This window comes from Streptomyces sp. NPDC002835, from assembly GCF_053591995.1.
The window spans coordinates 1-25,730 of the sequence record NZ_JBSFUW010000036.1 but is presented as its reverse complement, the minus strand read 5'-3'; the positions used below and the strand labels follow the sequence as shown (position 1 = coordinate 25,730).

At 69.7% G+C, this 25,730-nt stretch carries 18 protein-coding genes and 2 pseudogenes; 6 read left to right on the top strand and 14 right to left on the bottom strand.

The genetic code is table 11. From position 1 onward, the window contains the following. Positions 1 to 21: 21 nt before the first annotated feature. Both ACWD01_RS29525 and ACWD01_RS29520 read right to left on the bottom strand, forming a co-directional pair. The gene (locus tag ACWD01_RS29525) at positions 22 to 639 is read right to left on the bottom strand and encodes a hypothetical protein (RefSeq protein WP_451165955.1); all 618 of its coding nucleotides are present in this window, start codon (positions 637 to 639) and stop codon (positions 22 to 24) included. 168 nt (positions 640 to 807) lie between these two features. Next, positions 808 to 1,959, bottom strand: coding sequence for a hypothetical protein (locus ACWD01_RS29520; RefSeq protein WP_451165954.1), 1,152 nt, complete (start codon positions 1,957 to 1,959; stop codon positions 808 to 810). A 308-nt stretch (positions 1,960 to 2,267) separates the two neighbouring features. Here ACWD01_RS29520 and ACWD01_RS29515 point away from each other — a divergent pair. Beyond that, a pseudogene (locus ACWD01_RS29515) lies at positions 2,268 to 3,118 on the top strand (SDR family oxidoreductase). A gap of 380 nt (positions 3,119 to 3,498) precedes the next feature. On the opposite strand, the gene ACWD01_RS29510 reads toward ACWD01_RS29515, so the two are convergent. Both ACWD01_RS29510 and ACWD01_RS29505 read right to left on the bottom strand, forming a co-directional pair. Beyond that, positions 3,499 to 5,187 carry a DUF885 domain-containing protein gene (locus tag ACWD01_RS29510; protein WP_451165953.1) on the bottom strand — a complete coding sequence of 563 codons (1,689 nt, stop codon included), beginning with the start codon at positions 5,185 to 5,187 and terminating at the stop codon, positions 3,499 to 3,501. Between the two features lie 86 nt (positions 5,188 to 5,273). Next, positions 5,274 to 5,759: an Lrp/AsnC family transcriptional regulator gene (locus tag ACWD01_RS29505; protein WP_451165951.1), complete on the bottom strand. Its 486-nt coding sequence runs from the start codon at positions 5,757 to 5,759 to the stop codon at positions 5,274 to 5,276. 59 nt (positions 5,760 to 5,818) lie between these two features. Between ACWD01_RS29505 and ACWD01_RS29500 the strand changes: the two genes are divergently transcribed. Continuing rightward, entirely contained in the window at positions 5,819 to 7,063 is a 1,245-nt protein-coding gene (locus ACWD01_RS29500) for a trans-sulfuration enzyme family protein (protein WP_451165950.1), read from the top strand. Here ACWD01_RS29500 and ACWD01_RS29495 read toward each other — a convergent pair. From ACWD01_RS29495 to ACWD01_RS29455, 9 genes are all read right to left on the bottom strand, one after another. Next, on the bottom strand, positions 6,954 to 8,381 hold the full coding sequence (locus ACWD01_RS29495) for a GNAT family N-acetyltransferase (protein WP_451165948.1): 1,428 nt from the start codon (positions 8,379 to 8,381) through the stop codon (positions 6,954 to 6,956). The genes ACWD01_RS29500 and ACWD01_RS29495 overlap by 110 nt on opposite strands. 191 nt (positions 8,382 to 8,572) lie before the next feature. Then, positions 8,573 to 10,159, bottom strand: a complete 1,587-nt coding sequence (locus ACWD01_RS29490; protein WP_451165946.1) for an alkaline phosphatase D family protein — start codon at positions 10,157 to 10,159, stop codon at positions 8,573 to 8,575. 248 nt (positions 10,160 to 10,407) lie between these two features. Next, entirely contained in the window at positions 10,408 to 12,036 is a 1,629-nt protein-coding gene (locus tag ACWD01_RS29485) for an IS200/IS605 family accessory protein TnpB-related protein (RefSeq protein WP_451165945.1), read from the bottom strand. 341 nt (positions 12,037 to 12,377) lie between these two features. Then, positions 12,378 to 12,734 (bottom strand): hypothetical protein, encoded by a 357-nt coding sequence (locus ACWD01_RS29480; RefSeq protein ID WP_451165944.1) that lies wholly within the window; start codon positions 12,732 to 12,734, stop codon positions 12,378 to 12,380. 49 nt (positions 12,735 to 12,783) lie between these two features. Continuing rightward, on the bottom strand, positions 12,784 to 13,371 hold the full coding sequence (locus ACWD01_RS29475; RefSeq protein ID WP_451165943.1) for a hypothetical protein: 588 nt from the start codon (positions 13,369 to 13,371) through the stop codon (positions 12,784 to 12,786). Between the two features lie 79 nt (positions 13,372 to 13,450). After that, complete coding sequence (locus ACWD01_RS29470; protein WP_451165941.1) at positions 13,451 to 16,711, bottom strand: type I restriction endonuclease subunit R; 3,261 nt, start codon at positions 16,709 to 16,711, stop codon at positions 13,451 to 13,453. Continuing rightward, a complete protein-coding gene (locus ACWD01_RS29465; RefSeq protein ID WP_451165939.1) occupies positions 16,708 to 17,901 on the bottom strand; it encodes a restriction endonuclease subunit S in 1,194 nt (397 codons plus the stop codon). Before ACWD01_RS29465 ends, ACWD01_RS29470 begins: the two co-directional genes overlap by 4 nt. Beyond that, positions 17,891 to 19,519 carry a class I SAM-dependent DNA methyltransferase gene (locus ACWD01_RS29460; protein WP_451165937.1) on the bottom strand — a complete coding sequence of 543 codons (1,629 nt, stop codon included), beginning with the start codon at positions 19,517 to 19,519 and terminating at the stop codon, positions 17,891 to 17,893. The genes ACWD01_RS29465 and ACWD01_RS29460 overlap by 11 nt, the downstream gene beginning before the upstream one ends. A 17-nt stretch (positions 19,520 to 19,536) precedes the next feature. Beyond that, a complete protein-coding gene (locus tag ACWD01_RS29455; protein ID WP_451165935.1) occupies positions 19,537 to 21,690 on the bottom strand; it encodes a hypothetical protein in 2,154 nt (717 codons plus the stop codon). Positions 21,691 to 22,125: 435 nt separating this feature from the next. Between ACWD01_RS29455 and ACWD01_RS29450 the strand changes: the two genes are divergently transcribed. The 4 genes from ACWD01_RS29450 to ACWD01_RS29435 all read left to right on the top strand — a co-directional run bounded on the left by ACWD01_RS29450 (position 22,126) and on the right by ACWD01_RS29435 (position 25,159). Further along, positions 22,126 to 22,770, top strand: a complete 645-nt coding sequence (locus tag ACWD01_RS29450; RefSeq protein WP_451165933.1) for a hypothetical protein — start codon at positions 22,126 to 22,128, stop codon at positions 22,768 to 22,770. A gap of 221 nt (positions 22,771 to 22,991) precedes the next feature. Then, positions 22,992 to 23,567: a hypothetical protein gene (locus ACWD01_RS29445; RefSeq protein WP_451165931.1), complete on the top strand. Its 576-nt coding sequence runs from the start codon at positions 22,992 to 22,994 to the stop codon at positions 23,565 to 23,567. Between the two features lie 52 nt (positions 23,568 to 23,619). Further along, positions 23,620 to 24,336, top strand: a complete 717-nt coding sequence (locus ACWD01_RS29440) for a DUF4352 domain-containing protein (protein ID WP_451165929.1) — start codon at positions 23,620 to 23,622, stop codon at positions 24,334 to 24,336. A 91-nt stretch (positions 24,337 to 24,427) separates the two neighbouring features. After that, positions 24,428 to 25,159, top strand: coding sequence for a hypothetical protein (locus ACWD01_RS29435; RefSeq protein WP_451165927.1), 732 nt, complete (start codon positions 24,428 to 24,430; stop codon positions 25,157 to 25,159). 485 nt (positions 25,160 to 25,644) lie between these two features. Here the strand turns inward: ACWD01_RS29435 and ACWD01_RS29430 are convergent. Next, positions 25,645 to 25,730: pseudogene (locus ACWD01_RS29430) on the bottom strand (IS5/IS1182 family transposase); the annotation flags it as partial.

Below are 25,730 nucleotides of genomic sequence, written 5' to 3'. Positions count from 1 at the left end.
GATGCGCCGTCGCGGCGATGCTCAGTCGTCGAACCACACGACGAGGCGCACGTTGTCGTCACCGCACTGTGCTGCGAGTGCCTCCATGGCTTTCCAGACGGGTTGCCACTCGCCGGTCTCGGTGACGGCGTCTCTCCGGCGGATGGTGACTGATCTGTAGAGCGTGTCCCCGACGAGCCACTCACTTCCTTCGGGCCACTCCCGGTCTTCGCCTCTTTTGAGACCGACAGCCTCGGCGAACGCAGGACTCCAGGCAGACTTGCCCGTCATCCTGAGCCCGTTCGGGGTCTGGCGGTACTGGTGAAGTCGGCTGTCAGGCTTCTCTGCAGGCTCGTCCCAGTCGACCGCCTTCACCTCGGCCCACGTGATCCATGTGGTGCTGCGAAAGCCATCCTCGCCGTACCACTCGGTCAGTTGCGCGAACCGCGCACTCACGCCAGCCGAGGCGTCGGCGGGCAGACCACGGCATGCAGCGAGGGGACGGAAGTTGGCGTAGTTGCGGACCCCGAAGAGGCAGCCGAACGCATCGTAGTTACGGATGTCATTGAGGGATCCGAGGCCGTGCGCGGTGTACCAGGCTGCCTCCCGACCGTCCCGCGACGCTCGATACTCGAGAAAGCCGCTCATGTCCGTACCCATGCCGGATATTCTGCCGATTCCGTCAACTGGTCTCGCCTGCCACGGATCGATGACCTGTGCATGAACCACACCCTGACCCCAGCTTGGTGCACACGGTCACGACCGGAGCCGACGGCATGTGATCCGAAGGAAACGGCCCGGTCATCACCACTGTTCACGGTCGAGCGGTCACGTGTCCTGGCCGCCCCTGTTGTTGACGGCTGCTTGCAGTTGCAGCCAGGTCGGATCTGTTGCGGTAGCGGTGGTCACCGTTGCCAGATCACCTGATTCCCAGATGCGGGCTCCGTCGGTTACGACGAGGTGCGTCTCCAGATCGCCGTCGACAGGAACCTCGGAGGTGGCATCCAAGAAGGCTGTGACAGCGGCCCTCGACGTATCGCCGTTCGTGGTACGGGTCTTTGCGGAGCCGGCGCGCACGGACAAGAGCACAAGGTCGCCTGTACCGCTCGCGATGACGATCTCGCCTGTCGCCGTGGCGTCCAGCCCGGACACCGGCGAGCCGGCCAGCACATCGTGCTCGACCGCGTGTTGAGTTTCGAAATCGACTTCGACGAGAGTCCCGGTTGGCGTTCCGACCCAGAGCACGCCAGGCTGGGCTCCGAACGCGATGTTGTGTCGCGACCAGGAGCGCATCTGGTCGAGCCACTCCTGCGGGTACGGGTATCCAGGGCTGGGCTCGCCGAGAGTTGTCGCCAGAACGCGGTGCAGCGAGGGAAACTCGAATACGTCCAGTGAGTTCTCGTAGGCGTTGCCTCGAATTGCAAGATGACGTCCGTCTGCGCTGAAGATCGGTGTCTCGTAGCCGTCGGCATCCATGATCAGCGCCCTGCGAAGCACTCGCATCGCAGCAGGCGCGGTTTCGTGCTCGACTCGCGCGAAGAGTCCGAGCGTCGCGCCTTGATCGCTGGCCAGCGTCGCCACCAACCCGCCGCCGGGATGCTCTGCGACCCCGGTGTCCCACCATGGGCCGGTACTGACGGTTCCCGAAGCGAGGCCGAGGATGTCAGAACTGCCCCACGCGCTGTCCTCATCGCCTGACGATGGCGATGCCCACAACGTCTGACCGTCCGGGCTGAATGCCAGACTGCGGTAGTCGGCAGCAGGTGGGAGACCCTCCACTTCAAAGAGCCCGGCAGGAGTCCACTGCACCACTCTTCCCTCGCCCGCCACTACGAGCAGCGGCTGGACCGGATGCCATGCCACAGCAGGTGTCCGCCTGGTCCGGTCCCAGCCGGTGGCATCGCCGTACCCATTCGACTCGGCGCCGACAGTGCCGAGTTCGTGCAGCCCTCCCGCCTTGCAGTCCCAGACGTGGACCACCGGACGTTCCGAGTCCAAGCCGGCGACCAGGGGAAGCCTCGGATGGCATCTCAACTGCTCAACTGCACGCCCACCACTGACTCGCACACGTGCCACGACCTCAACATTCACCCGAGCAGCGTAGTTCTCAGTGGCTCGTGCGGCGAGGTACTGACCAGTTTGTGGTCGCTCGCTCCGGCCGCCTCGCTCGACAGTTTCGGCTGCGGTCGCCCAACGCGTCGACGACTACGATCCAGCCGCGCGCCGTTACGAGAAGAGGGCCGGAAACCGGATGACAGTGGCCGGCGTGGCGATCATGATGGGCCGCCATGCCGAAGATTCCCTCACCGCCCGCCGAGTCGCTGCGACGCGACGTCCTCCCGCTGCGCGGCCGCACCGCCCTCGTCACCGGCGCCAGCCGCACCGGCGGCATCGGCTACGCGGTCGGCCGGCGCCTCGCCGCGTACGGCGCGAGCGTCTACCTCCACCACCATGTCCCGCACGACGACGCCCAGCCGTGGGGCGCCGGCCCCGGCGGGGCCGAAGCGGTCGCCGCGGTGTCCGTGAAGCCCTCGGCGACCCCGAGGCGGTCGTCTGCCACGGGCCCGCCGACCTGTCCGGCGCCGACGCCCCGGCCGAGCTGCTCGCCACGGCCGCCGACGCGCTCGGCGGGCGCGTCGACATCCTCGTCGCCAACCACGCCCTCAGCGGCTCCGACGGGCCGCTCGACGCGATCGACGCCGCGATGCTCGACGCGCACTGGGCGGTCGACGCGCGCTCGGTGATCCTGCTCGTCCAGGCGTACGCCCGGCTGCGCGCCACGCTGCCGGCGCGGACGCCGGGCGGCCGGGTCCTGATGATGACCTCCGGCCAGGACCTCGCGGGCGGGATGCCCGACGAGATCGCCTACGCCCTGGCCAAGGGCGCCCTGGCCTCCGCGACCCGTTCCCTTGCGACGTCCCTCGCCGACCTCGCCGTGACCGTCAACTGCGTCAACCCGGGCCCGGTCGACACGGGTTACCTCGACGGCGAGCCGTACGCCGAGATCGCGGCGATGTTCCCGGCCGGCCGATGGGGCATGCCGGACGACCCGGCCCGCCTGATCGCCTGGCTCGCGACGGACGAGGCGGAGTGGGTCACCGCCCAGGTCATCGACTCGGAGGGCGGCCTCCGCCGCTGACGCACGCGCTGCGGGCCGGGGGCGCTGCTCCCAGGCGCGTGCGCCTCTAACGCCGGCGGGTTGGATGTGCCCGGCGAGGCTGAAGTCGCCCGAGCCTGGCGGGGCCCGTGAGCGTAGCGGTGTTGTCGGGGCGCTGCCCCGAGCCCCGCGCCTCAAACGCCGGCGGGGCTGAAGTTGCCCAAGCCGGAGGGACCGGGAGTGCGACGGCCTCCTCGAGGCTCCGCCCGAGCCCGGTCCGCCCGCCCGCAGCGTGGTCACCGTCACCGGGGTCCGGGGCCTGCCCCGGTTGCGGGAAGGGGCGGGTAGGGGAACAAGCCCGCCGCAGGCGCCCCCCACGCCCGCAACGCGCCCCCACCCCCCGACGCCCCCGCAGGAACGCGTCAAAGACGCGACAGTTCCTCCACCAGGTCGTCCAGCCCCAGCGACCCCTGTGACAGCGCCGCCATGTGCCACGCCTTCGCGTCGAACGCGTCCCCGTGCGCCCGCCGCGCGTTCTCGCGGCCCAGGAGCCACGCCCGTTCGCCGAGCTTGTAGCCGATCGCCTGCGCTGGCATCGACAGGTAGCGGGTCAGTTCGCTCTCGACGAAGTCCGCCGGCCGGCCGCTGTGCATGCCGAAGAACTCCTGCGCCAGCGCCGGCGTCCACCGCTCGCCCGGGTGGAACGGCGACGACTCGGGGATCGACAGCTCCAGGTGCATGCCGATGTCGACGATCACCCGGCAGGCGCGCATCATCTGCGCGTCGAGGTAGCCGAGGCGCCGCTCCGCGTCGTGCAGGAAGCCCAGTTCGTCCATCAGGCGCTCCGCGTACAGCGCCCAGCCCTCCGCGTTGGCGCTGACCTGGCCGACCGACGCCTGGTAGCGGGAGAGCTGGTCGGCGACGTGGGTCCACTGCGCGATCTGCAGATGGTGGCCGGGCACCCCCTCGTGGTACCAGGTGGACACCAGGTCGTACACGGGGAAGCGCGTCTCGCCCATGGTCGGCAGCCAGGTGCGGCCGGGCCGCGAGAAGTCCTCCGACGGACCGGTGTAGTACGGCGCGGCGGCCCCGCCGGGCGGAGCGATGCGGGACTCCACCTTCCGTACCCGCTCGGCGAGTTCGAAATGCGTGCCGTCGAGCGCGTCGATCGCCTCGTCCATCAGCCGCTGGAGCCAGACCCGTACCTCGTCCACGCCCTCGATGTGCTCACCGTGCACGTCGAGGTGGGCCAGCGCCTCCCACGGGCCCGCACCCGGAAGGATCTTCTCCGCCTCCTTCTTCATCTCGGCGAGCAGCCGGTGGTACTCGGACCAGCCGTACGCGTACGCCTCGTCCAGGTCGAGGTCGGTGCCGTTGAAGTAGCGGGACCAGCGGGCGTAGCGCTCGCGGCCCACGGTGTCCGGCGCGTCCGCGACGGCGGGCGCGTACACGTCCCGCATCCAGTCGCGCAGCTCGGCCACGGAACGGGTCGCCTCGGCGGCCGCGACGTCCAGTTCGACCCGCAGCGACGCGGGCCCGTCGGCCGCGAAGTCGTCGAAGAAGCCGCGCCCGGTGCCGCCGCCGCTCCACTCCGTCAGCTGCTCGACGCAGGTGGCGGTGGGCCGCGGGCCGCCGAGGAGCTTCTTCTCGAGCCCGAGGGCCAGCGACTCCCGGTAGCCCTTCAGCGCCCGCGGCACGGCGCGCAGCCGCTCGGCGATCGCCGCCCAGTCCTCCTCGGTCTCCGCCGGGGTGACGGTGAAGACCTCGCGCACCGTGTGTGCGGGGGAGTGGATGTTGCTGACCGCGCGCAGGTTCTCCTCGGCGTCGTGGACGGCGAGTTCGGCGGTGAGCCGCTCCCGCAGCAGCCGCCCGCAGCGGCGCTCGGCGTCACTGTCGGCGCCCGGCAGCTTCTCCGCGTCGTCGAGCCTGGCCAGCGTCTCACGGGCGAGGCGGGCGACCGCGTTCCGTCCGGCGGGCGAGTAGTCGGGGAGGAGCCCGGAACTCTCCTTGATTCCCAGGTACGTACCGAGGACCGGATCGAGCTCGATGAGTGCGTCGACGTAGGTGTCGGCGACCTGGCGGGGCAGCGCGGTGCTGGAAGTCTCTGACATGCGCTCCATCCTCGTACGAACGGGCGTCCCGCGTCACCACCATTGGCCCCCGGTCGCCTGGCGACCGGGCGGCGTTGGCCGGTTCCTCAACTGTCGGCGGCCGCCGGTGGCAGCAGCGGCCCGCACTCCCACTGCTGGAAGATCAATCGGGTCTCCACACGGGCCACTTCGCGCTGTGACGTGAACTCGTCGATCACCAGCCGCTGCAGATCCGCCATGTCCGTGACCGCGACGTGCACCAGATAGTCGTCAGGCCCGGTGAGATGGAACAGCGCCAGCGATTCCGGCAGGGCGCGGATGCGTTCGACGAACGGTCCGATCAGTTCCCGCCGGTGCGGCCGTACCTGCACCGACAGCAGCGCCTGCAGCCCGCGGCCGAGCCGGGCGGGGTCGAGGGCGAGCCGGTGGCCGAGGATGACGCCGGAGCGGCGCAGCCTCGTGACCCGGTCCAGGCAGGTGGACGGGGCCACGCCGACCTCCGCCGCGAGGTCGCGGTAGGTGGTCCGGGCGTCGTTCTGGAGCAGGCGGAGAATCTGGAGATCTGTCGGGTCGAGTGCGACGGAATCGGCCATTTGCCGAACGTAGCACGGAGGCGAACCGCTACTTCCCGGTAGCTGTTCACAGTGCGGCCATGGAGAACGCAGCTTCGGCCACGCCCGCGACCCGGGCCCTGGCCACCGATGCCGTGCACGCCGGACGCGAGGACCTTGTCGAGCTCGGCGTGCACGCCCCGCCGCTCGACCTGTCGACCACCTACCCGTCGCACGACGCCGCTGGTGAGGCGGCGCGGATCGACGCGTTCGCCACCACCGGAGCGCGGCCGGACGGGCCGCCCGTCTACGCGCGGCTGGACAACCCGACCACCGCCCGCTTCGAGACGGCGCTCGCCCAGCTCGAGGGGACCGAGAGCGCCGTCGCCTTCGCCAGCGGCATGGCGGCCCTGACCGCCGTGCTGCTGGCGCGCGCCAGCATGGGTCTGCGGCACGTCGTCGCCGTCCGGCCGTTGTACGGCTGCAGCGACCATCTGCTGAACGCCGGACTGCTCGGCACCGAGGTCACCTGGACCGACCCGGCCGGCATCGCGGACGCCCTGCGGCCCGACACGGGTCTGGTCATGGTGGAGACCCCGGCCAACCCGACGCTCGCCGAGGTCGACCTGAAGGCCGTACGGCACGCCTGCGGCTCGGTGCCGCTGCTCGTCGACAACACCTTCGCCACCCCGGTGCTCCAGCGCCCCGCCGAGGAGGGCGCGCGGCTGGTCATGCACAGCGCGACCAAGTACCTCGGCGGCCACGGCGACGTCATGGGCGGCGTCGTCGCCTGCGACGAGGAGTTCGCCCGCACGCTGCGCCAGGTGCGCTTCGCGACCGGCGGCGTGCTCCACCCGATGGCCGGATACATGCTGCTGCGCGGGCTGTCCACGCTGCCGGTACGGGTCAGGGCCGCCTCCACCACCGCCGCCGACCTCGCCCGCAGGCTCGCCACCGACCCCCGCGTCTCCCGGGTCCACTACCCGAGCATCGGCGGCGCGATGATCTCCTTCGAGGTGTACGGGAACCCGCACGACGTGATCGCCGGCGTACGGCTCATCACGCCGGCGGTCAGCCTCGGCAGCGTCGACTCCCTGATCCAGCACCCGGCGTCCATCAGCCACCGCATCGTGGACGCGGACGACCGGCGCTCCGCCGGGGTCAGCGACCGTCTGCTGCGGATGTCGGTCGGGCTGGAGGACGTCGAGGACCTGTGGCGGGACCTGACGGAGGCCCTCAGCGCTCGGTCCGACCGGTCCGCGGCGTCCGACCGGTCCGCCCTGCCTGCTCAGCACGCTCGTGAAGAGAGCGCGGAGGGACGGCAGCCGCGTCCAGTCGGGCTGTGATCACCAGGGTCCCCTCCTCGATCTGGTAGTCCAGCGGCAGACCGAGGCCGCGCATGGCGGCGACCATCGCGGTGTTCGACGCCTGGGTGACGGCGTAGACGTGCTCGCAGCCGGCCTCGGCCGCCATCCCCACCAGGCGTTCGAGCATCATCGAGCCGATGCCCCGGCGCTGCCAGGCGTCCTCGACGAGCAGCGCGACCTCGGTCTCGTCCCCGTCCCACAGCAGATGGCCCAGGGCGACCAGCCGCCCCGAGGCCGTCTCCACCGCGAGGGTGCGGCCGAAGCGCGGGCTCAGCAGGTGGTTCAGATAGCGGTCCGCGTCCTGGACGGGGCCGTGGTAGCGCAGAGAGAGCGTCCGGCCGGAGCACCGCTCGTGCATGGCGAGCGCCGCGTCGACATCACCCTGGTCCGCGCGGCGCACGGTGATCTCGTTGCCCTCGGGGAGGGTGAGGACGTCCTGACTGCGCGGGACGCGCGGCCCGAGGCGCGCGTCCAGCTCGACCAGGGCACGCGCACGGGCGAACTCGGTGGGGGTGAACGGCAGATAGGCACGCTCGACGGTGATCGCGCCGCCGTTCGGGTCGCGCAGCCGCATCACGGTCTCCTCCAGGACCCCCTCGACCGGCGGCGTCTCGCCGGTGGGGCGGCCCGTCGGCGAGACGGCCGGACGGGAGCGGATGGTGCACCGGCCGAGCAACTGCCGCAGCGCCAGCGGCAGTTCCGCCGCGTCGAGCGCGGTACGGGTGGCCAGGCCCAGCACTCGCGTGGGGGTGTCCACGAGGTCGTGCGCGTCGGCCCGCTCGGTCCAGGTGCCGCTGCCGCCGGCCGCGGCGACCGCGCGCGCCAGCTCCTGCGCCTGGAGCGAGGCGGGTGCGCGCAGCAGGAACTCGTCCACCGTGCCGTCGGCCAGCGGGTGGGTCTGCAGCGTGAGGATGTCGACGTCGAGCCCGGCCAGCGCGCCGCACAGCGCGGCGAGGCTGCCGGGGGTGTCCTGGACGGTGGTGCGCATCCGCCACAGCGTGGTCTCACGGGGCTTGCCGGGTTCGGCGGCGCTGTCTGCCGTCGTCCCGGTGTCCGCCGTCGCCTCGGCCGGCGGTGCGTTGCTGTGGCGCCGTGCCCACCATGTGTGGAACGCGGCCGTCGCGGCGAGCGTCACGGCGGACGCCACGAGCAGGAACGGCCCGTCGGGCGTGTGCCCGATGAGTTTCGCGACGGTGTCGGCGACGGCTACGGCGGTGAACATGGCGGCCAGTTCGACGAGGTCCCGCCGCCAGTGGTGCGGACGGCGGGCGTTCTTCGCGGAAGTCACATCTGTCATGGCTTCACTGTGACCGACTGGTGTTGCGTGATCACGAACGCTTTGTGACTGATGGGTTAAGTGCCGATTTGGAGCGCTATCGGCCGGTGTTGACCGTTTCTGGCGCGGAGTGTTCGCTTCCATGGTGCAAGGCTGTCAGAGCACTCCGCGCGACACGGGCCCCGGCCGCCCCTACGGCCGGGACCGTTCCGTCACTGGCCGACGCGCCCCGGCTGAAGCGTCCGGCTGAACAGAACCGTTCCGCCCTCCGCGCGCAGCCGGACCGTCAACTCGCCGCTGCCGCCGTCGATGTCGACCTCGCCGAAGTACTGCGGCGACTCCATCGGCGACACGTTCGCCCGCTCCGGCGCCCGGACGAACACCCGGTCGGGTCCGAAGGTCGAATCGAGCGCGTTCGCCGGGAAACCGCCCGCCGCCAGCGGCCCGGACACGAACTCCCAGAACGGCGCGAAATCCTTGAACGCGGCCCGCTCCGGCGCGTAGTGCTGCGCCGCGGTGTAGTGCACATCCGCCGTCAGCCACACCGTGCCGGTGATCCGGCGGTGCTTGATGTACCGCAGCAGGTCCGCGATCTGCAGCTCACGCCCGAGCGGCGCCCCCGGGTCGCCCTGCGCCACGGCCTCGAAGTTCGCGGAGCCGTCCGGCACCACGAGACCGATCGGCATGTCGGAGGCAATCACCTTCCACACCGCCCGCGACCGGGCCAGCTCCCGCTTGAGCCACGCGAGCTGCTCGGCGCCGAGGATGCCCTGGGCGTCGTCGGCCTGCCGGTTCGGCGAGTTGGCGTTGCGGAACGTCCGCATGTCCAGGACGAACACGTCCAGCAGCGGCCCCTGGTGCACCACCCGGTGGATGCGGCCCTCGGCGCCGCGCCGCCCGGGGAGCGAGCCGATGGGGAAGTACTCGGAGAAGGCCTGCATCGAACGGCGCGCGAGCACGTCCACGTCCTTCTCCGCGTACCGCGCGTCCTCCAGGATCTGCCCCGGGTACCAGTTGTTGCGCACCTCGTGGTCGTCCCACTGCACGACGGTCGGCACCTGGGCGTTGAACCGGCGGACGTTCTCGTCCAACAGGTTGTAGCGGAAGGTGCCCCGGTACTCGTCCAGCGTCTCGGCGACCTTCGACTTCTCCTCCGTGACCAGGTTCCGCCACACCCGGCCGTCCGGCAGCGTCACGCTCGGTACGAGCGGGCCGTCCGCGTACACCGTGTCGCCGCTGCACAGGAAGAAGTCCGGGTCCAGCCGCCGCATCTCCTCGTACGCGCGGTAGCCGCCGATGTCCGGGTTGATGCCCCAGCCCTGTCCGGCGATGTCGCCCGACCACAGGAAGCGCACCCCCTGGCGCCGGTTGGCGGGCGCGGTACGGAACGTCCCGTACACCGGTTCCCCGGTACGCCGGTCGTCGTCCGGGTCCACGAGCGTGACCCGGTAGTGCACCTGCTCGCCGGCGGGCAGCCCGCGCAGCGCCGTCGTACCCGTGAAGTCCGAACCCGGCCCGAGCAGCGGACCGCGCCACCGGCGGGCCCGCCGGAACGACTCCGTCGCCGACGTCTCCACGACCATCCGGGCGGGCCGGTCGGAACGGACCCACACCAGCCCCGAATTGGCGGTGACGTCCCCGCTCTGCACGCCCCAGCCGGCCCGCGGCCGCCCCGACAGCGCGAACGCGGGCGCCGCCGCCAGGCCGACGCCGGGCAGCGCGAGCGCGGCGGACGCGGCGACCGTGCCGCGCAGGACGGAACGGCGGGCGGGGGAAGAACTCTGCGGTGTCTGTGACATCTGCGCCTCCAGGTGGCTCTGGCCGGTGTGCCGAGCCATGCCTAGCGGCAGGCCGAGTCCGACGGGCGAACGCCGGGTGAACTGTGTGGCGGGGCCGGCTGTGGAGTCGCCGCGAGTCGCAGCGGCCGCGCGGGGGAAGGTACCCGCCATGGACACTCCGAAGCCGGCGCCGAAGCCCATGCCGCCGTCCGCCGGCGCGACCCGGGTCGCCCTCGGGACGCTCGTCATCCTCCTGGTCCTCACCGTTCCTATTCAGTGAACAGGAGTGAGTCCTGGACCCACTCCTGGTTACTGCGGACGTCCCGAACGGTTTTGGGTGTCCTGGTCGCCCGCGTTCGCTCCGTGTCCGGTGGCACGCATCTGGTGCGTGGTCCGGGAATACGGGGGCGGGGTTCCTCACGCCCTGGGGTGTCCGGTGGGGCCTGGACGGTCCGATGCCCGCATCCATCGCTCTGGTGGGTGCGGGGCGGTGCCGTCCGACGCCGGACCGGGTGCCCTTGGGCGCGTCTGCCGATCGCGATGCTCGCGGCATCGTGACGGCTGGTCTTACGGGTGGTACTGGTGAGGGGTTTCTGCCAGTGCTGGGCGCCCCACTTGGAGGTGTAGGCGGGGTCGACGGCGATGATCGTGATGCCGGTGGCGTCGGCCATGGAGGTCAGTCGGGCGCGGAGTTTGCCGGTGGGCATGCCGGAGATGATCTGCCGGAACCTTCGCCTGCGGCCGTGCTTCTCCCTGGTTTTCTCGGCCTGGAAGTCGAGGTCTTCGACCGCGACGGCTTTGACGCCGCAGGATCGGGCCCAGTGCAGGAGGCGGGTGAGGGCGTGCCGTACTTGGGCGTCGCGGTGCTCGGCGGTGCCGGTCAGGGTGTAGAAGAAACGGCGGGGTTCACCGCATGGGTTGCCGTGGGTGTCCAGGCGCCAGGCGGCGAGGTGGTCGGCGTTCATGTCGACCCCGATCACACCCTGCGCAAGGGCGGCTTCCAGGGGCACGGCTGGGGCGGCCGGGATCTGCCAGGACGCGGTCAGGTACCAGCGGTCGCGTTCGGTGTCGTGGTGGATGCGGTAGGCCACGGCCCGATGCGCTGCCACCCGGTCCGCCCACTCGGCACCCCGGTGCGCGAACCGCACCCGCCCGGCGAGGACGTACCGGCCATGCGGAGCGTTGGCCAGATGGGCGAGCGGGGCGGGGAGTCTGATGCTGACCTCACCGTCGGGGCTGATCCGGATAGTCTCGTTCCCGAACCGCTTCCCGCTTTCCCCGTCCGCCTGCAGGAACCAGCGTGCCGCCTCCCAGTGCTCGCGCCACCGGCTCTCGGTGAGCTGGGCGGCGGGCAGGTGATGTCGCACGCGGGCCAGGCGCTTGCCGCCCCGCACCACCCGCACGGTCCCGGCTTCCCAGGCGGCCCGCTCCCGCGCCAGCCGGTCCTCCAGCACATGCAGGCGGCGTGATTTGGCGTGCCACTCCCGCCGACTGCGGTAACCCGCCGGAGCCTTCCTCGTGCCCTTCTGCCCGACCGGCAGTGACAGCCGGTGCCGCACCGTCCGCACCCCCGCCTCCAACGAATGTATGTGGGCGAGGGCGTTGCGGCGGGCCAGTGCCCACTGATCGTGGGTGGCTTTGGTGACCGCGCCCGCCCACCGGGCCGACGACACCGGCGTCAGCTCCCGCTTACGCACCGCCCACGCCTGCGAGTCGTGGGCCAGCCCGTCACGACAACGCGCCTTCAGATCACGACCGGCGAGCGCGCCGAGATGCGCGCCCACCTGGCGCAGCACTTCCACATCGCCGGCGGTGAGCTGCTTGAACCGGGTACGAATTGCCACCCCCGACGGGCCCAGCGCGACGAACGGCGCCGCCAACTCCCGCAGACCACCCATCCCTCGCACCCCCTGATCTACCGTGCCGACCTGCCCGCTCCGCCCAACGACGACCACCCGCCACAGGTCACGCATTCCACAGACAGACTTCTGTTCCCACCCTGGACAGGGCCACCGACCCCACCCCAGTAGCCGCCCTGTTCACCCCAGAGCACACACGTACGTAGTCGTGGGCCAGCAGTTCCCACCCCCGGGGCGGCATCCCGCTGTGGTGGCTGTACCTGTTGATCGCCGCGGCTACAAGGGCGGTCGCCTACGCCGGGCTGCGCACGGCACTCGCCCGCCGCGGGCGGCCGTGACACGCGGCCTCACCGCTGTGCCGCCCGGTCGCGGGCCCGCTGTCAGCCCTCGGGCGTACCCGCCGCGGACGGCTCGGGCTCGAAGTCCCAGGAACCGCGCTTGAACAGGGGCCGGAAGTCGGGGTGGTCCTCCCAGTGCCGCGCGAGACCCACCAACTGGTCCCAGTGGTGCGCCAGCGTCTGATCGATGACACGCCCCAACTCCGCGTCGGCCGTGGCACGCTGCTCGCAGATCCCCTTCACGGCCGCCGCACTCGACACGGCGCCGCGCAACGCCCGCAGGGCACGCGAGGTGTCGTCCATCCCGAAGCCGTGATCACTGCCGGTCTCCGGGTCGAAGAGCGGCCGCAGCCGGTCCTCGAGGAACGAGGCGATCTCCGAGAAGTGCTGCTGATCCATCACGGCTCCCTTTCCGCCCCGCCGCCGTCGGACCGGCGAGCGGGGTCCTTCACTCTTCTTCCGCGCAGGCCGCCGCTGTCTGACGCCGCGGCGTAAGGTCATTCTCCATGCCGCGGGGCGCGGGTCGGCTGCGGCTGCCCCGGCGCAGATTCGCGAAGGGCGGCCTGCTGTGGACGAGGACGAACTCGTCGATCAGTTCGGCCTCGACGTGCGCCGGATCCAAGCCAGGAGTGGGGCGCCAGGCGACCAGTAGCGATGAGGAGTCCTCGAGCTGCCAGATGAAGCGACCTCCCCAGTGACCGGAGGAGCCGGTTCCTGACCTGGCGTACTGCCGCAACCTGCCTCTCAGACCATGTCTCGCCTTGGCTCCAGTGGCGGACTTGCCGATATAGACGGTGGGAGCTCCTTCGACCCACTCGAGAGCCAGCCGCTCGGGCGGGACGGACGGGTCGCGCTGCTTGCGCCGTCCCGCAGGACTGGTCGCCAGGAAGCGGGGCGGGCTGACGGATGGCCGCAGCACCACGTAGACGCCACCCTCGTCAGGCACATCGGTACCAGGCAGCACCCCGAACGGGATGAAGCCCCGGAACCCCCGGGCTTCGAGGCCGCGCGGCGTCAGCCCTGTGTCATCACGCATCGTTGCACCTCCACAGATGACGGGCTCTCGGCAGAGAGAGTCTCTACCGAGAGCCCGACTGGGAGTTCGGATACGACCCTCAGCTGTCCGTCCTGCCGCCCGTGGACCACTCGTTGGCGAAGTGCTCCATCTGCTTGAGCACCAGGGCGATGGCCTCCGGTGCCTGGTCCGGCGGGTAGTTGCGGCGGGCCAGGAGGCGCTTGATTGCGCTGCGGAGACGGGCGCGGACCGCCTCGCGGGCGATCCAGTCCGGCTTGAGCTTGCTGCGGACTTCCGCGACCAGCTCGCGGGCGATGCCGGCCAGCACCTCGTCGCCCATCACCGAGCGCGCCGTGCCGTGGTCGGCCACCGCGTCGTAGAAGGCGAGTTCGCGCCAGTCCAGCGGCGGCTCGAACTTCTCGCCGCGGCGGGCGTCGTCCATGACCTCCTTCGCCATCTCGACGAGCTTGGCGATGAGCTCCGCGCTCGTGTACTGCTGCCGCATGTACCGGACCATCAGGTCCTGCAGCCGCTCCGAGAACGTGGTGCGCCGGACGATGTTGTGCCGTGTCACCTCGCGCATCTTCCGCTCGATCAGCCGCCGCAAGGCCTCCGCCGCCAGGTGCGGGGTCTCGCTGTTCTGCAACTGCGCGACGAGCGCGTCGTTGAGGTGCGTCAGGTCGGCGGTCTCCAGGCCGGCCTCGGCGAACAGGTCCGTCACGCCGCCGGTCTCGACGACCGAGGAGGTGAGCTGCGAGAGGTACAGCTCGACGTCGCGGGCGACGGGCAGACCGCGCGCCTCGCGGTCCATCGCGTCGTACTTCGCCATGTAGGCGCGGACCTCGACGAAGAACTGGATGTCCCGCCGCCAGGAGGGATGGTCCGGGAAGCGTTCGCCGATGTTCGCGGCGCTTCCGGAGAGCGCGTAGAACCGCTCCAGGCGGTGGGCGTGCTCGCGGAAGCGCCGGCCGAGCGTCTGGCGGGGGTCGTCGAGCTTGTCCGGGGCGTTGCCCGCGGTGCGCGGGTCGCGCAGGTAGTTGGCCGCCTTGATCGCGGCGTCGATGAACGCCGTCTTGGACGGCATGTCCAGGCGGGCCCGCCAGTTGAAGCCGCGCAGGATATCGGCGAGGACGTCGTACTCGTTCCGCAGTTCGTCCAGCGCCCGGTCGAGGTCCTGGCCGAGGGTGCGGTCCTCCTGGTCGGCCTCGGTGTACTCGGCGATCGCCCGCTGGAGGTTCTCGGTCAGCGGCGCGTAGCCAACGAGGAGACCATCCTCCTTGGCGCGGAAGCGGCGGTTGACGCGGGCCAGGGCCTGCATCAGGTTGGCGCCCTTCAGCGGCCGGTCCAGGTACATGGTGTGCACCGGCGGGGCGTCGAAGCCGGTCAGCAGCATGTTGTTGACGATGAGCAGCTCCAGCTCGTCGTCGGGATCCTTCGCCCGGTTGATGACCGCCTTGCGGCGGCTGTCGCTCAGCGCGTGGGCGAGCAGGTGGTCCGGGTCTTTGCGCGAGTTCGACGAGAAGACGATCTTCATCGCGCCCTTGTCGATCTCGTCGCTGTGCAACTCGGGCCGCAGCTCGCGCAGGGCGTCGTAGACACGGACGCAGATCTCGCGGGTCGCGCAGACGACCATCGCCTTGCCGGCCGCGCCGCCCTTCTCGGAGACGCCGACGAACGGCTGCATCCGCTCGCGACGCCCCTCCCAGTGCGCGACCAGGTCCGCGGCGAGATCCCGTATGCGGGCGGGCGCGCCGTACATCGCGTTCATCGTGGCGACGGCCTGCTCGACGCGGCGGCGCTCGGTGTCGTCGAGGCCGTCGGTGATGCGGTCGGCCTCCTCGTCGATCTTCGTCGGGTCGACGTCCTTGTCCAGTACGAGCTGGATGACGCGGCTCTCGTGGTAGACCTTCACGGTCGCGCCGTCGTCGGCGGCGCGCTTGAGGTCGTAGACGTCGATGTAGTCGCCGAACACCTCGCGGGTGTTGCGGTCGGCCTCGGAGATCGGCGTGCCGGTGAAGGCGAGGAGCGTGGCGTGCGGGAGCGCGTCGCGCAGGTGGCGGGCGTAGCCGTCGAGGGAGTCGTAGTGGCTGCGGTGCGCCTCGTCGACGACGACCACGATGTTGCGCCGGTCGGAGAGCAGCGGGTGGTCCGCGCCGGATTCCTTCTCCTCCTTGGTACGGCCGAACTTCTGCAGCGTGGTGAAGAGGATGCCGCCGACCCGCTTGGCGGCGAGCTCCTCGCGCAGTTCCGCCCGGGTGAGGACCTGCTTCGGCGCCTCGGGGAGGATCTCGCTCTCGAGGAACGTCGAGTACAGCTGGTCGTCGAGGTCCGTGCGGTCGGTGATGACGACGACCGTCGGGTTCAGCAGGGCAGGGTCCTTCATCACCATGGTGGTGGTGAGGACCATCTCCTCGGACTTGCCCGAGCCCTGGGTGTGCCAGACGACGCCGGCCTTCCCGTCGCTCGCCGACGCCTCGCGTACGGCCTCGGCGGCGCGGCCTACCGCGTGGAACTGGTGGGGCTTGGCGATGCGCTTCATCCGCTTCGAGGGGACGAAGTTGATGAAGGACTTGATGAAAGAGAGGAAGCGCCGCTGGGTGAAGAGGCCGTGCACGGCCAGGTTCTGGCCCGAGTCCCATATCCCCTCGGCGTCGAGCGGGTCGACGCGGTTGCCGAACTCGTCCGTGTTCCATGGAGCGAAGTGCTCGTACGGGGTGAAGGGCGTGCCGTACTTCGCCGTGATGCCGTCGGAGAGTAAAACGACCGAGTTGTAGCGGAAGGCGGTCGGGAACTCGTTGATGTAGCGCGCGATCTGCGAGTGCGCCGTCTGGAGCGTGGCGTCCTCGTCGCCCGCGCGCTTCAGCTCCAGGACGGCGAGCGGGAGGCCGTTGACGTAGAGGACGACGTCGAAGCGGCGGTTCCTCTCGCCGTCGATGACGGTGACCTGGTTGACGGCGCGGTAGACGTTCGCGTCGGGGTCGTCCAGGTCGACGAGGCGGACGGTCGGGTTGTGCTCGGCGCCGAAGGCATCGGTGTACGTGACGGACCGGATGCCAGCGGTCAGGCACCCGTGGGCGGTGCGGTTCTCCTCGTACGTGTCCTGCGACGCTGGGGTCGCCGCGGCGGCGACGGCATCACGGACGGCGTCCGGCGGCAGGTCGGGGTTGAGCCGCTCGACCGCCTCGCGGAGGTCCGGGTAAAGGATCAGGTCGTCCCACGACTTGCGGTGGCCGGAGCCGGGGGCGAACTCGTTGCCGGGGGTGTGCTGCCAGGCGAGTTCGCCCAGCTCATCGAGGGCGAGGAGCTCCCAGTCGGACTCGTGGGGGCGGTGGTTCCGTCTGTCGTCGTCGGGGGGCGTCATACGTGGTCCTCGACAATCTTCTCGGCGTCCTTGACGCGAAGTCGGCCGGACATGAGCTGAGGGAGGAGGGTGTCGCGGAGGGCGGCGAGGGCGCGGTTCTCCTCTTCGCGGCCGCGCTGCAGCTGAAAGAGACCGCGTGCTTCAGCAGTGAAATCCTGCATGAAGTCCGAGGCAGGAATCCGCAGCGGTAGTGACTGCGCCCTTTCTCGGTTGAGGCCTGGGACGGCGGAGTCAGAGTTCATGTGCTCCAACCCCAGCCCTCTAAGGGCAAAGTACATGTACTCCAAGGAGGTCTTGCTGTTCTTGCAGGAAACGTAAAACGTGGTGTCAATGGGGAAGAAATCAACCTCCGACCAGTAGATGGCCCCCACGGTTCCCTTGCGACCGATGATGATTCCAGGACCCTTGACCAAGAATTCATTATGGGTGCCACTGATGCCGCCGCTACCGAATACAGGCACGCTGCCAGCGATGCGCCGCGCGGCAGGTAGGGACTTTCCGTACTTAAGGTCGACCACGTCTCCAATGGTCCCCTCTTCATTTGTCGAGCTGGAGAGGAGCTGAAACTTTGCCCCACCCAACTCCATCGCCGTGGCCGCGATGCGCTCGTTAACGACAATCTTGTCATCCAACGCGCTGAGGACCGAGGCGATCGCGCCCTGCTCGGCTACCCCGGGAAGAATGACCGGCAGTGATCGAATGGTAGGAAGGTTGAGGCGCTCAGCTACGGAGCCGTCCCGGTGCCCGTGGACGTGCGCTGCCATTGCGGGGGAGTTTAGCCAGAACCGCAGGAAGCGAAAGTCGACCTTCGCTGGATTCGGCCTGATGAGGACCATTCTTTGGCCGAGGCAGACTTGTACATCATTCGGAACCTCGGCGGCGATGCCGAAGTATGTCCCTTCGCGACTATATAGAAGATCACCGCGCTGCGGCTCGGCTCGCCTGATTCGATCTTGATATGTTTCGAGAGAGACGTGAGCCGCCTTGTCCGTCCTGAAGATTCCGGTGATGATGTCTTGAGTTTTGGCCACAAAGGGACCCTCGGTGGTCAACTTGGGAGTTGAATGCGGACAGTCGAAGACGCCGGAGCAAACTGAGTCCAGGTGCGCCCATCTCCAGCCTTCCGGAACTTTGGCCATGCCGATGGGAATTCGCTGGATCTCTTGAAAGGAGCTGGGCTCAGTTGCCATTACGAACTCCCATGAACTGGCGGCGAACCGTCTTCTCCAGCTCCGCCGACTTATCGAACAGCTCGTGAAGCTCCTTGGTCAGCGAGGCGATGCGCGTCGCGACCACCTCAAGGCTCTCCTCCTGCGCCTCAACGGACCCCACATAGCGACCCGGCGTCAGCACGTACCCGTGCTCGCGCACCGTCTCCAGGTCGGCCGAGATGCAGAACCCGGGTTCATCCATGTACGTCAGCCCCTCCTCGCGGGCCGACGCTGTACCTCGCCACGCGTGGTACTTCGCAGCAATCTTCGTGAGGTCTGCTTTCGTCAGGAAGCGCTCGGTTCGGTCAGCCATCTCGCCCATGTTCCGCGCGTCGATGAAGAGGATTTCGCCGCGCCGGTCCTCCAGGCGCTTCGTGCCCTGCGGGGTCTTGTCCTTGGCCAGGAACCACAGGCAGGCCGGGATCTGGGTCGTGCGGAAGAGCTGGGATGGAAGTGCGACCATGCAGGCCACCAGATCCGCCTCCACCATCGCCTGGCGGATGTCACCTTCGCCACTTGTCTGGGAGCTCATGGAACCGTTGGCCAGGACGATGCCGGCCGTGCCCCGCTCGCCGAGCTTGGAGACCATGTGCTGGAGCCACGCGTAGTTGGCGTTGTTCCTCGGCGGCACCCCGAACTTCCACCGCGCGTCGCCCTCATCCCGCGCCCAGTCCTTGATGTTGAACGGCGGGTTGGCCATAACGAAGTCGGCCTTGAGGTCGGCGTGCTTGTCGTCGGCGAAGGTGTCGCCCCAACGAGCCGCCAGGTTGCCGTCAATGCCATGGATGGCCAGGTTCATCTTGGCCAGACGCCAGGTGCGCTCATTGAGCTCCTGCCCGTAGACCGCGATGTCGGCCTTGTGGCCGCGCCCCCGGTGCGCCTCGATGAACTTGCTCGCCTGGACGAACATGCCTCCCGAGCCGCACGCCGGGTCGTAGACCCGCCCCTCGTACGGCTCCAGGATCTCCACGATCAGTTGGACGACGGACCGAGGCGTGTAGAACTCGCCACCCCGCTTGCCCTCCGCGCGCGCGAAGTTGCCGAGGAAGTACTCGTACACCTCGCCCAGTACGTCCTGCGCCGGCTTGCCTTCGCTGCCGCCGAAGCGGGCGTCGCTGATGAGGTCGACGAGCTCGGCCAGGCGCTTCTGGTCGACATTGTCGCGGTTGAAGATCTTCGGGAGGACACCGGTCAGCGAGGCGTTCTCCCGCATGACCGCGTCCATGGCATCGTCGAGGAGCTTGCCGACGCTCTGGCTCTTGGCGTTCGCCGCGATCCATGACCACCGAGCGGTCTCCGGGACCCAGAAGACGTGCGCCCCGGTGTACTCGTCACGGTCCTCGAGGAAGTCGTCCATCCGCTCCTCGGTGATGCCGTCGTCGGCCAGCTCCGCGGCCAGCTCACCGCGGCGCTCGTCGAAGGCGTCGGAGACGTACTTCAGGAAGATCAGGCCGAGGACGAACTCCTTGTACTGCGCGGCGTCGATGGAGCCGCGCAGCTTGTCCGCGGCCTTCCACAGGATCGCCTGGATCTCCTTGGCGGTGGAGGCGCTGAACAGCTCCGCCTGGTCGGTGGCCTTCTTCTTGCCGGGAGGCATGGGGTGAGCCGTCTCCTTCAGTCGTCGTGGTTCTCGGTCACGGGCAGGTCTTGGATGGTCAAGGTGCCGTCGGCGATGCCGGCGGCCGTGATGCGGACCAGGTCGTCGAGCGCGGCGGACTGCTCCCGTAGCAGCGCCGCCCGGCTCTCGATCTCGGCGAGCGCGGCGTCGTACCGTTCCGCCTCCGCCCGCCCAAGGTCCGGGATGTCCAGATCCTCGATGCTGCGCGGCGCACGTACGGCCCCGACGGTGCGCGCGTACTCGGTGGCCGCCGCCCGTAGCAGCGCCGCCAGCACCCGTGGTCGGACCGGCGGATCGGCGTCGGGGTGGACGCGCAGTATGCGGGCCGGGGCCACGACCACCGACAGGCCGCCGGTGTCGACGTGGACGCCGAAGCGCGGGCTGGCGGTGACGACGACGTCGCCGGGCTCGGTGAACTGGGCGTGCTCGTATGCCGTGAGGAGTAAACCGCGGTCGATCCGGCGGCTGCCGAGCCGCGCGGTGCCGAGGATCTCCTCCGGGCCGAGCACCGGGTAGTGGCCATCGGCCGTGAGGTGTTCGGGCGCGATGCGGTGGCCGGGACGGCGGCGCAGGCGGCGTGCATCGAGGAGCCGGCGGACCGTGGTGCGCCGCACCGGTTGGTCCTCGGGACGCGCCACGGCCTGAATGTTCATCGCCGCGCGCAGGTCGGCCTGGAGGACGGCCTGCTTCTGGAGGTCCGTCAGGCGCTGCTCGAGGTCGCTGATGCGGGCCGGGCGTTCGAGGACGGAGCGGGCGTAGCGGGCCTCGGCGGGCCGCCGGCTCGGAGCGAAGGCGCTGCCGGGCCGGTCGTCGAGCTCCTTCACCGGGACGATCACGGCGTTGCGGAACTCATGCCGGCGGTCGCCGCGCCAGCCGGACGAGCGCCAGATGGCGAAGTCCTCGGCGAGCGCGTCGAGTACCGGCTCGGTCAGCGGTCGTGCGGAGAGGTCGGCGAGCATGATCCGGCCGGTGAGCTCTTCCTGCGGAGTACGGGCCAGGACCCACAGGGCGGTGCGGTAGCCGGGCCGGTAAGGGAACGCCCCCTCCGGCAGGCTGATCGAGGCCTTCAGCAAGCCCTCGTGGAGGAAGGAGCGGCGCAGCCGGTCGGCCTCCCCGTGCCGGGGCAGCGGGCCTACGAGGACGTCTGCCGGTCCCAGGACCACGGCCGTGGAACCGGCGCCGAGGTAGTCGGTGAGCGCCTGGACCTGTTCCAGGGCGGCCGCCGGGCTGCGGCTCTCCGCAGCCTCGTACGGGAGGATGCCGACCAGCAGGTCCGGGTACCCCCACTCGTCGACGGAGGCCTCCAGGTCCGCGCCCTCCATGACGTCGAGGTGGAATTCGTACACCCCCCGCACGAGCATCCGGCGGCGTACGAGCCGGACGCGGGCCGGATCCGGGTCGGCGGCGAGGTACGTGTGGCCGGAGTCCTCGGCGGCCCGGTCATGCAGAGCGGCGAGGAGGTCGCCGGTGCGGGCGTGCGGGGTGGCGACGATGGACTCCTCGGCGAGGGCGTCCACGCCGGAGAGGGCGGCCAGTGCCCGGACCAGTACCGGGGTGGGTTCGTCGGCGGCCAGCTCGTGGGACCCCAGCCGGCGGCGGGCCTCGAGGACCCAGTCGAAGGCCTCGGCCGGGGTGTAGGCGGCCTCGGTCAGCTCGTCCGCGAGGGCGGCAAGCGCAGGGCCCCCACCGTCCGCGTCGGGTACGGCGCGCAGCTCGGCCAGCAGGAACTGGTCCTCGGCATCCAGGTCGGCGGCCCTGGCCAGGAGGGCGTTCCAGTCCTGGCCGGCGACGGGAGAGTCGTACTGCTGGCGCAGGCAGAGCAACGCCGTCAGCGCACCCACGAGGGCGGACGCCGGGAGAGCAGGGGCCCGCCAGGCGGCGAGCGTGTGCAGGGCGACCTCCGCGCGCAGGCGGCGCGGGTCGGCGTTGCCGCGGCCTGTCGTCGTAAGCCAGTCGACGACGGCGCGGGCGTCGAAGAGGGGGCGGCCGTCCTCGTGGGCGACAGGCGCCGGGAAGTCCGGGTGCCGGCGGCTCCAGGTGGTGGGGACGGGCCGCTTCACCTGGGCGAGGGAGGCAATTTCGGCGTATGTGATCCGCCAGGCCGACATCTCGGGCACGATGGGCGATGTTGCTTCGCGCGCAGTGGTCACAGCCCCGTCCCCCTCTTGATCGAACCCTTCTTGTCCTGCGTGCGGCCGGGGCGGACCCCCCCTGGGTTTCCGGCTTCGCAGCAGGTCGTCAGAACCTTACAGCGATGACGGATGCCTGTACTGAGTCGGGCTGATAACAGGGGTTATCACGGCTCTCCTCATTCGAACCGATCCGGAGAGTGCAGCTTGGGAAGCGTCCATCGCCCCCGTCCGCTGCAGACGCTTCGTGAATCAGGAGGAACTCTCGTGGGGCGTCGCTCTCCGCTCTCCCCTCGCACATGCGCCCCGCCGCCCATCCGCGTCCGCTGCGGGGTGCAGATGGGCCGTCGGCGCCCTCGACGACTACCGGCGCAGGCGGCGGTGAGAGGTGCCGGCGTCGGCACGCCCCCAATCACGGCGGCCTGCCCGTCAACCTTGGAAAAGGAATCCCTCACCATGTCCGAGCCCGAGCAGCCACCCCCGGCCACCTCCGAAAGTCCCGCACCCGAAGCCGAAGTGGCACCCGAACCGCGACCTGCCGAGCCGATACCCGCCACGCCGGACCACGTGCTCACCGTCCAGCCCGCGCCCCGGCCGGGGCCCCGCTGGGCGCGGCTGTCGCGCAGCACAGTCCTGCTCCTCGGCGTGGGTATCGGTGCCGCGGTGGTCGGGGCCGGCTGGCTGACCACCTTGCTGCTCGGGAGCGGAACGGACGAGGCCGCCGACGTCGCGGCAGCTCCCAGCGTCCTTGCGGAGGAGACGACGGCCGGGCCCGAGCCGTTCATGACGGACGGCTCGATCACGCTCCCCTCGGTCGGTGCGGGGCTCGACAACGACGCCCTGTGCTCCGGTACGGGCGGCTACTCAGACATCGACCTCGGCACTCAGGTCAACATCACCGATGCGACCGGGACTCTGGTCGCTCACGGCTCTCTCGGCCCGGGGGAGAAGACCGAAGCCGGGTGCCAGTTCTCGTTCACGATTAACGACATCACCCCGGGATCGAAGTTCTACACGGTCGAGGTGTCCCATCGCGGCGGCCTCACGCAGACCGAGGACGAACTGCGCATGGGTGGCCTCGCGTTCACTCTTGGCGACTGACCGGCCGTTCTGCTGTGCGGCCACGTCCGGACGGCACGCCGGCCGAGCCGCTGGACGCCGACGCTCCCGAACTCTTCGCCGGGCGAAAGTCGTAGCGCCCCGCTGGATGCCCAGGTTGCGATTGTGCAATCATCAACCCTTCCGGTGAGCCACACACTTCATCCACCGTGCCTTCACGGATCGGCCACATTCTCCCGGCGCACTCGCACACAAGGCAGCCCATGACCGACGCACCCTCCCCGCAGCCCGAACCCGAGGCCGCCACCGTGCCCGTGCCCGGGCAGGAGCCTGCGGAGCCCGCCGCAGTGCCCGTTGTTCCGCCCATGCCAACGGCCGCCCCCACCGTGGGAAACCCGGACCGTGCGCGCACCCTGCGCCATGTCCTCGGCGGGGCCGCCGCCGGAGCCGCGCTCGTCGGCGCCATCTGGGCCATCACCGCCAACGTCTCCGCCGGTGCCGACACGTTCACGCTCGAGGGCACGTTCACCCTCACGGACGGCGTCGGCTCGGTCGGCGACAACTGCCGAGGCACCGGCGGATACGACGACATCGGCAGCGGCACCTCCGTCACCGTGTACGACGCGGCAGGCACCACCATCGCCACCGGCTCCCTCGGCTCCTCGGAGTACGAGTCGGTCGGCGAAGGCGGGATCCTCGAAATGTGCACGTTCCAGGTGTCCGTCCCGGATGTGCCGAAGGGCAGCCGCTTCTACTCGGTGGAGATCTCCCACCGGGGCCGTCTCCAACTGACTGCCGACGAGGCGCAGAACGCCGGCTTCTCCGGTTCCCTCGGCTGAACCCCGCAGCCCTTGCCCCTTCCCTCCGCTCTGCCGTTGAGGAGTCCTTCGCATGTCTCAGCCCTACCCCGGCCCCCACCACCAGCCTCCGCAGCCCGGCTACGGAGACCCGCAGCAACAACCGGCCGCACCTGCATTCGCCCAGCAGCCGCAGTGGACGCAGCAGGCGCAGCCCGGCCCCTACGGACACGGCCCCGCCCCGTACCAGCCCCCGCCGCCCCCGAAGAAGGGCATGCCAGCCTGGGCCATCGTCCTCATCACCCTCGGCAGCATCTTCGTCTTCATCATCTTCATCGGGGCCCTGGCGAGCGGCGGCGACTCGAGCAGCGAGACGAAGAAGCCCACTACTGTGGAGGCGCCGAAGAAGGAGCCGCTGAAGCAGGACGACGGCAAGGCGGACGCCAAGCCCGCCGACAAGCCGGCAGAGAAGCCCGCCGAACCGGCGCCGGTGCAGATCACCGCCAAGAAGACCGCGTTCAAGCCGAGCATCCTCCACGACGGCGGAGACTTCACCAGCGTCCAGGTCACCATCACCAACAACAGCGACGAGAAGATCGACGTCAACCCGCTGTACTTCTCCATCACCGACACCGACGGCTCCAAGCACAACGCCGAACTCGGTGAGGACGAGAACCAGATGGACGTCATGGACCTGGCCCCGGGCGAGAAGACCACCGGCGTCATCACCGGCAAGGGCGCCTTCGCCCCGAAGTACGTCACATACACCGACGGCCTGTTCGGCGAGGGCGTCCGCGGCAACGTGTCCTGAGCCGGTTCCCGAGCCCCCGTGCCTACCCCATTGAGGCGGCCGGTCGAACGTGAGACCCAGCTGGAACCTCACAATTCAAGGAGTTCAAGACATGGCAACTGATGCTTTCGACGAACCGGATCCGGCAGCAGCCGAACCTGGGCAGAAAGTCCTCCAACTCCTGGACAGGGCGCTCAACGTCCAGAGCCCACTGGTGCGCAAGAACATAGCCCGGGCCCGCCAGCGGAACACGGAAGCGACGCCGGCAGAGGTGATCCGTGGTCTGGAGCGGATGTACGTCAGCGCCTTGACCGGAACGGGCGCTGCAGTCGGAGGAGCGGCAGCCGCTCCCGGCGTCGGCACGGGAGTCGCACTGGCACTGTCGGCAGGCGAAGCTCTCTCGTCTCTCGAGCTGAGTACCCTCTTCGCTCTCTCGATCGCGGAGGTCCACGGAGTCCCCATCGATGAGATCGAGCGCCGTCGAACGATCGTGATGGGAATCATGCTCGGCGGTAGCGGCTCCGCCACCATCGGCAAGGTCGCCGAGCGCACGGGGCAGCACTGGGGACGCCAGGTCGTCGCCAAGGTGCCTGTTGAGACGTTGCGTCAGATCAACAAGATCCTTGGGAAGAACTTCGTTACGAAGTACGGGACCAAGCAGGGAATCATCGTTCTCGGCCGAGTGGCACCGTTCGGAATCGGCGCCGCGATTGGTGGTGGCGCCAACGCCCTCGTCGCCACTATGGCTGTGAGAGCCGGTCGTCGCGCATTCGGCCCGCCCCCGACGTCGTGGTCATCGCCGGCGGACAGCACACCACCCACGTCCGAGAAATCGGACGGCTGACCCTCCAAGTCTGTCGTCTCGCACGAGGTGGCGGTTGCCGTGGGCTGCCCATCCGGGCCTCAGGGCGAGCCAACACGGAACGTCCCTCTGAGAAAGCCGACGGGGTGGCCGAGACCGGCAGGACACAGCAACCGAGACATCAGCGCAAACAAGGAGGTACTCGTGGACGGCGGAAAGCCCCACCGCACGTGTTTGAAGTGCCGCAACTCGATCGAGGTCGACCAGGACGGCCGCGTAGTCGCCCATGACAGGCCGGTAAGTCGTTTCCCCTGCCTTGCCTCCGGCCAGCTTGCCGCACTCGTGTCCGTCAAGTGGGGGCCCGGACCTCGCCATAGCCGGCAGATTGTGGGCGGAGGCAAGGGGCGCGGGCGTGAACGTCGAAAGAAGACCGAGTACCTCAAGCCCCCTGAGTGGTTACCGAATTATCAGGGTGAGTACCTTCCGGCAATCGGCTTGCCCGCCAGTGGGTGGCTCAGTGAGCCTTTTCAGCGTTGCCTCTCCAGGGTGAGGACCGCGGCGGCGATGTCCGTCATGCGGTTCGGGCTGCAGCGGCTCCGGCGGAAGATCCGCC

Coding starts and splice junctions, on each gene's coding strand:
- ACWD01_RS29435 (WP_451165927.1), top strand. CDS start 24,428: ATGGCAACTGATGCTTTCGACGAACCGGATCCGGCAGCAGCCGAACCT.
- ACWD01_RS29475 (WP_451165943.1), bottom strand. CDS start 13,371: ATGCGTGATGACACAGGGCTGACGCCGCGCGGCCTCGAAGCCCGGGGG.
- ACWD01_RS29495 (WP_451165948.1), bottom strand. CDS start 8,381: ATGACAGATGTGACTTCCGCGAAGAACGCCCGCCGTCCGCACCACTGG.
- ACWD01_RS29480 (WP_451165944.1), bottom strand. CDS start 12,734: ATGGATCAGCAGCACTTCTCGGAGATCGCCTCGTTCCTCGAGGACCGG.
- ACWD01_RS29505 (WP_451165951.1), bottom strand. CDS start 5,759: ATGGCCGATTCCGTCGCACTCGACCCGACAGATCTCCAGATTCTCCGC.
- ACWD01_RS29470 (WP_451165941.1), bottom strand. CDS start 16,711: ATGACGCCCCCCGACGACGACAGACGGAACCACCGCCCCCACGAGTCC.
- ACWD01_RS29440 (WP_451165929.1), top strand. CDS start 23,620: ATGTCTCAGCCCTACCCCGGCCCCCACCACCAGCCTCCGCAGCCCGGC.
- ACWD01_RS29445 (WP_451165931.1), top strand. CDS start 22,992: ATGACCGACGCACCCTCCCCGCAGCCCGAACCCGAGGCCGCCACCGTG.
- ACWD01_RS29450 (WP_451165933.1), top strand. CDS start 22,126: ATGTCCGAGCCCGAGCAGCCACCCCCGGCCACCTCCGAAAGTCCCGCA.
- ACWD01_RS29500 (WP_451165950.1), top strand. CDS start 5,819: ATGGAGAACGCAGCTTCGGCCACGCCCGCGACCCGGGCCCTGGCCACC.
- ACWD01_RS29485 (WP_451165945.1), bottom strand. CDS start 12,036: ATGGGTGGTCTGCGGGAGTTGGCGGCGCCGTTCGTCGCGCTGGGCCCG.
- ACWD01_RS29490 (WP_451165946.1), bottom strand. CDS start 10,159: ATGTCACAGACACCGCAGAGTTCTTCCCCCGCCCGCCGTTCCGTCCTG.
- ACWD01_RS29525 (WP_451165955.1), bottom strand. CDS start 639: ATGGGTACGGACATGAGCGGCTTTCTCGAGTATCGAGCGTCGCGGGAC.
- ACWD01_RS29465 (WP_451165939.1), bottom strand. CDS start 17,901: ATGGCAACTGAGCCCAGCTCCTTTCAAGAGATCCAGCGAATTCCCATC.
- ACWD01_RS29510 (WP_451165953.1), bottom strand. CDS start 5,187: ATGTCAGAGACTTCCAGCACCGCGCTGCCCCGCCAGGTCGCCGACACC.
- ACWD01_RS29460 (WP_451165937.1), bottom strand. CDS start 19,519: ATGCCTCCCGGCAAGAAGAAGGCCACCGACCAGGCGGAGCTGTTCAGC.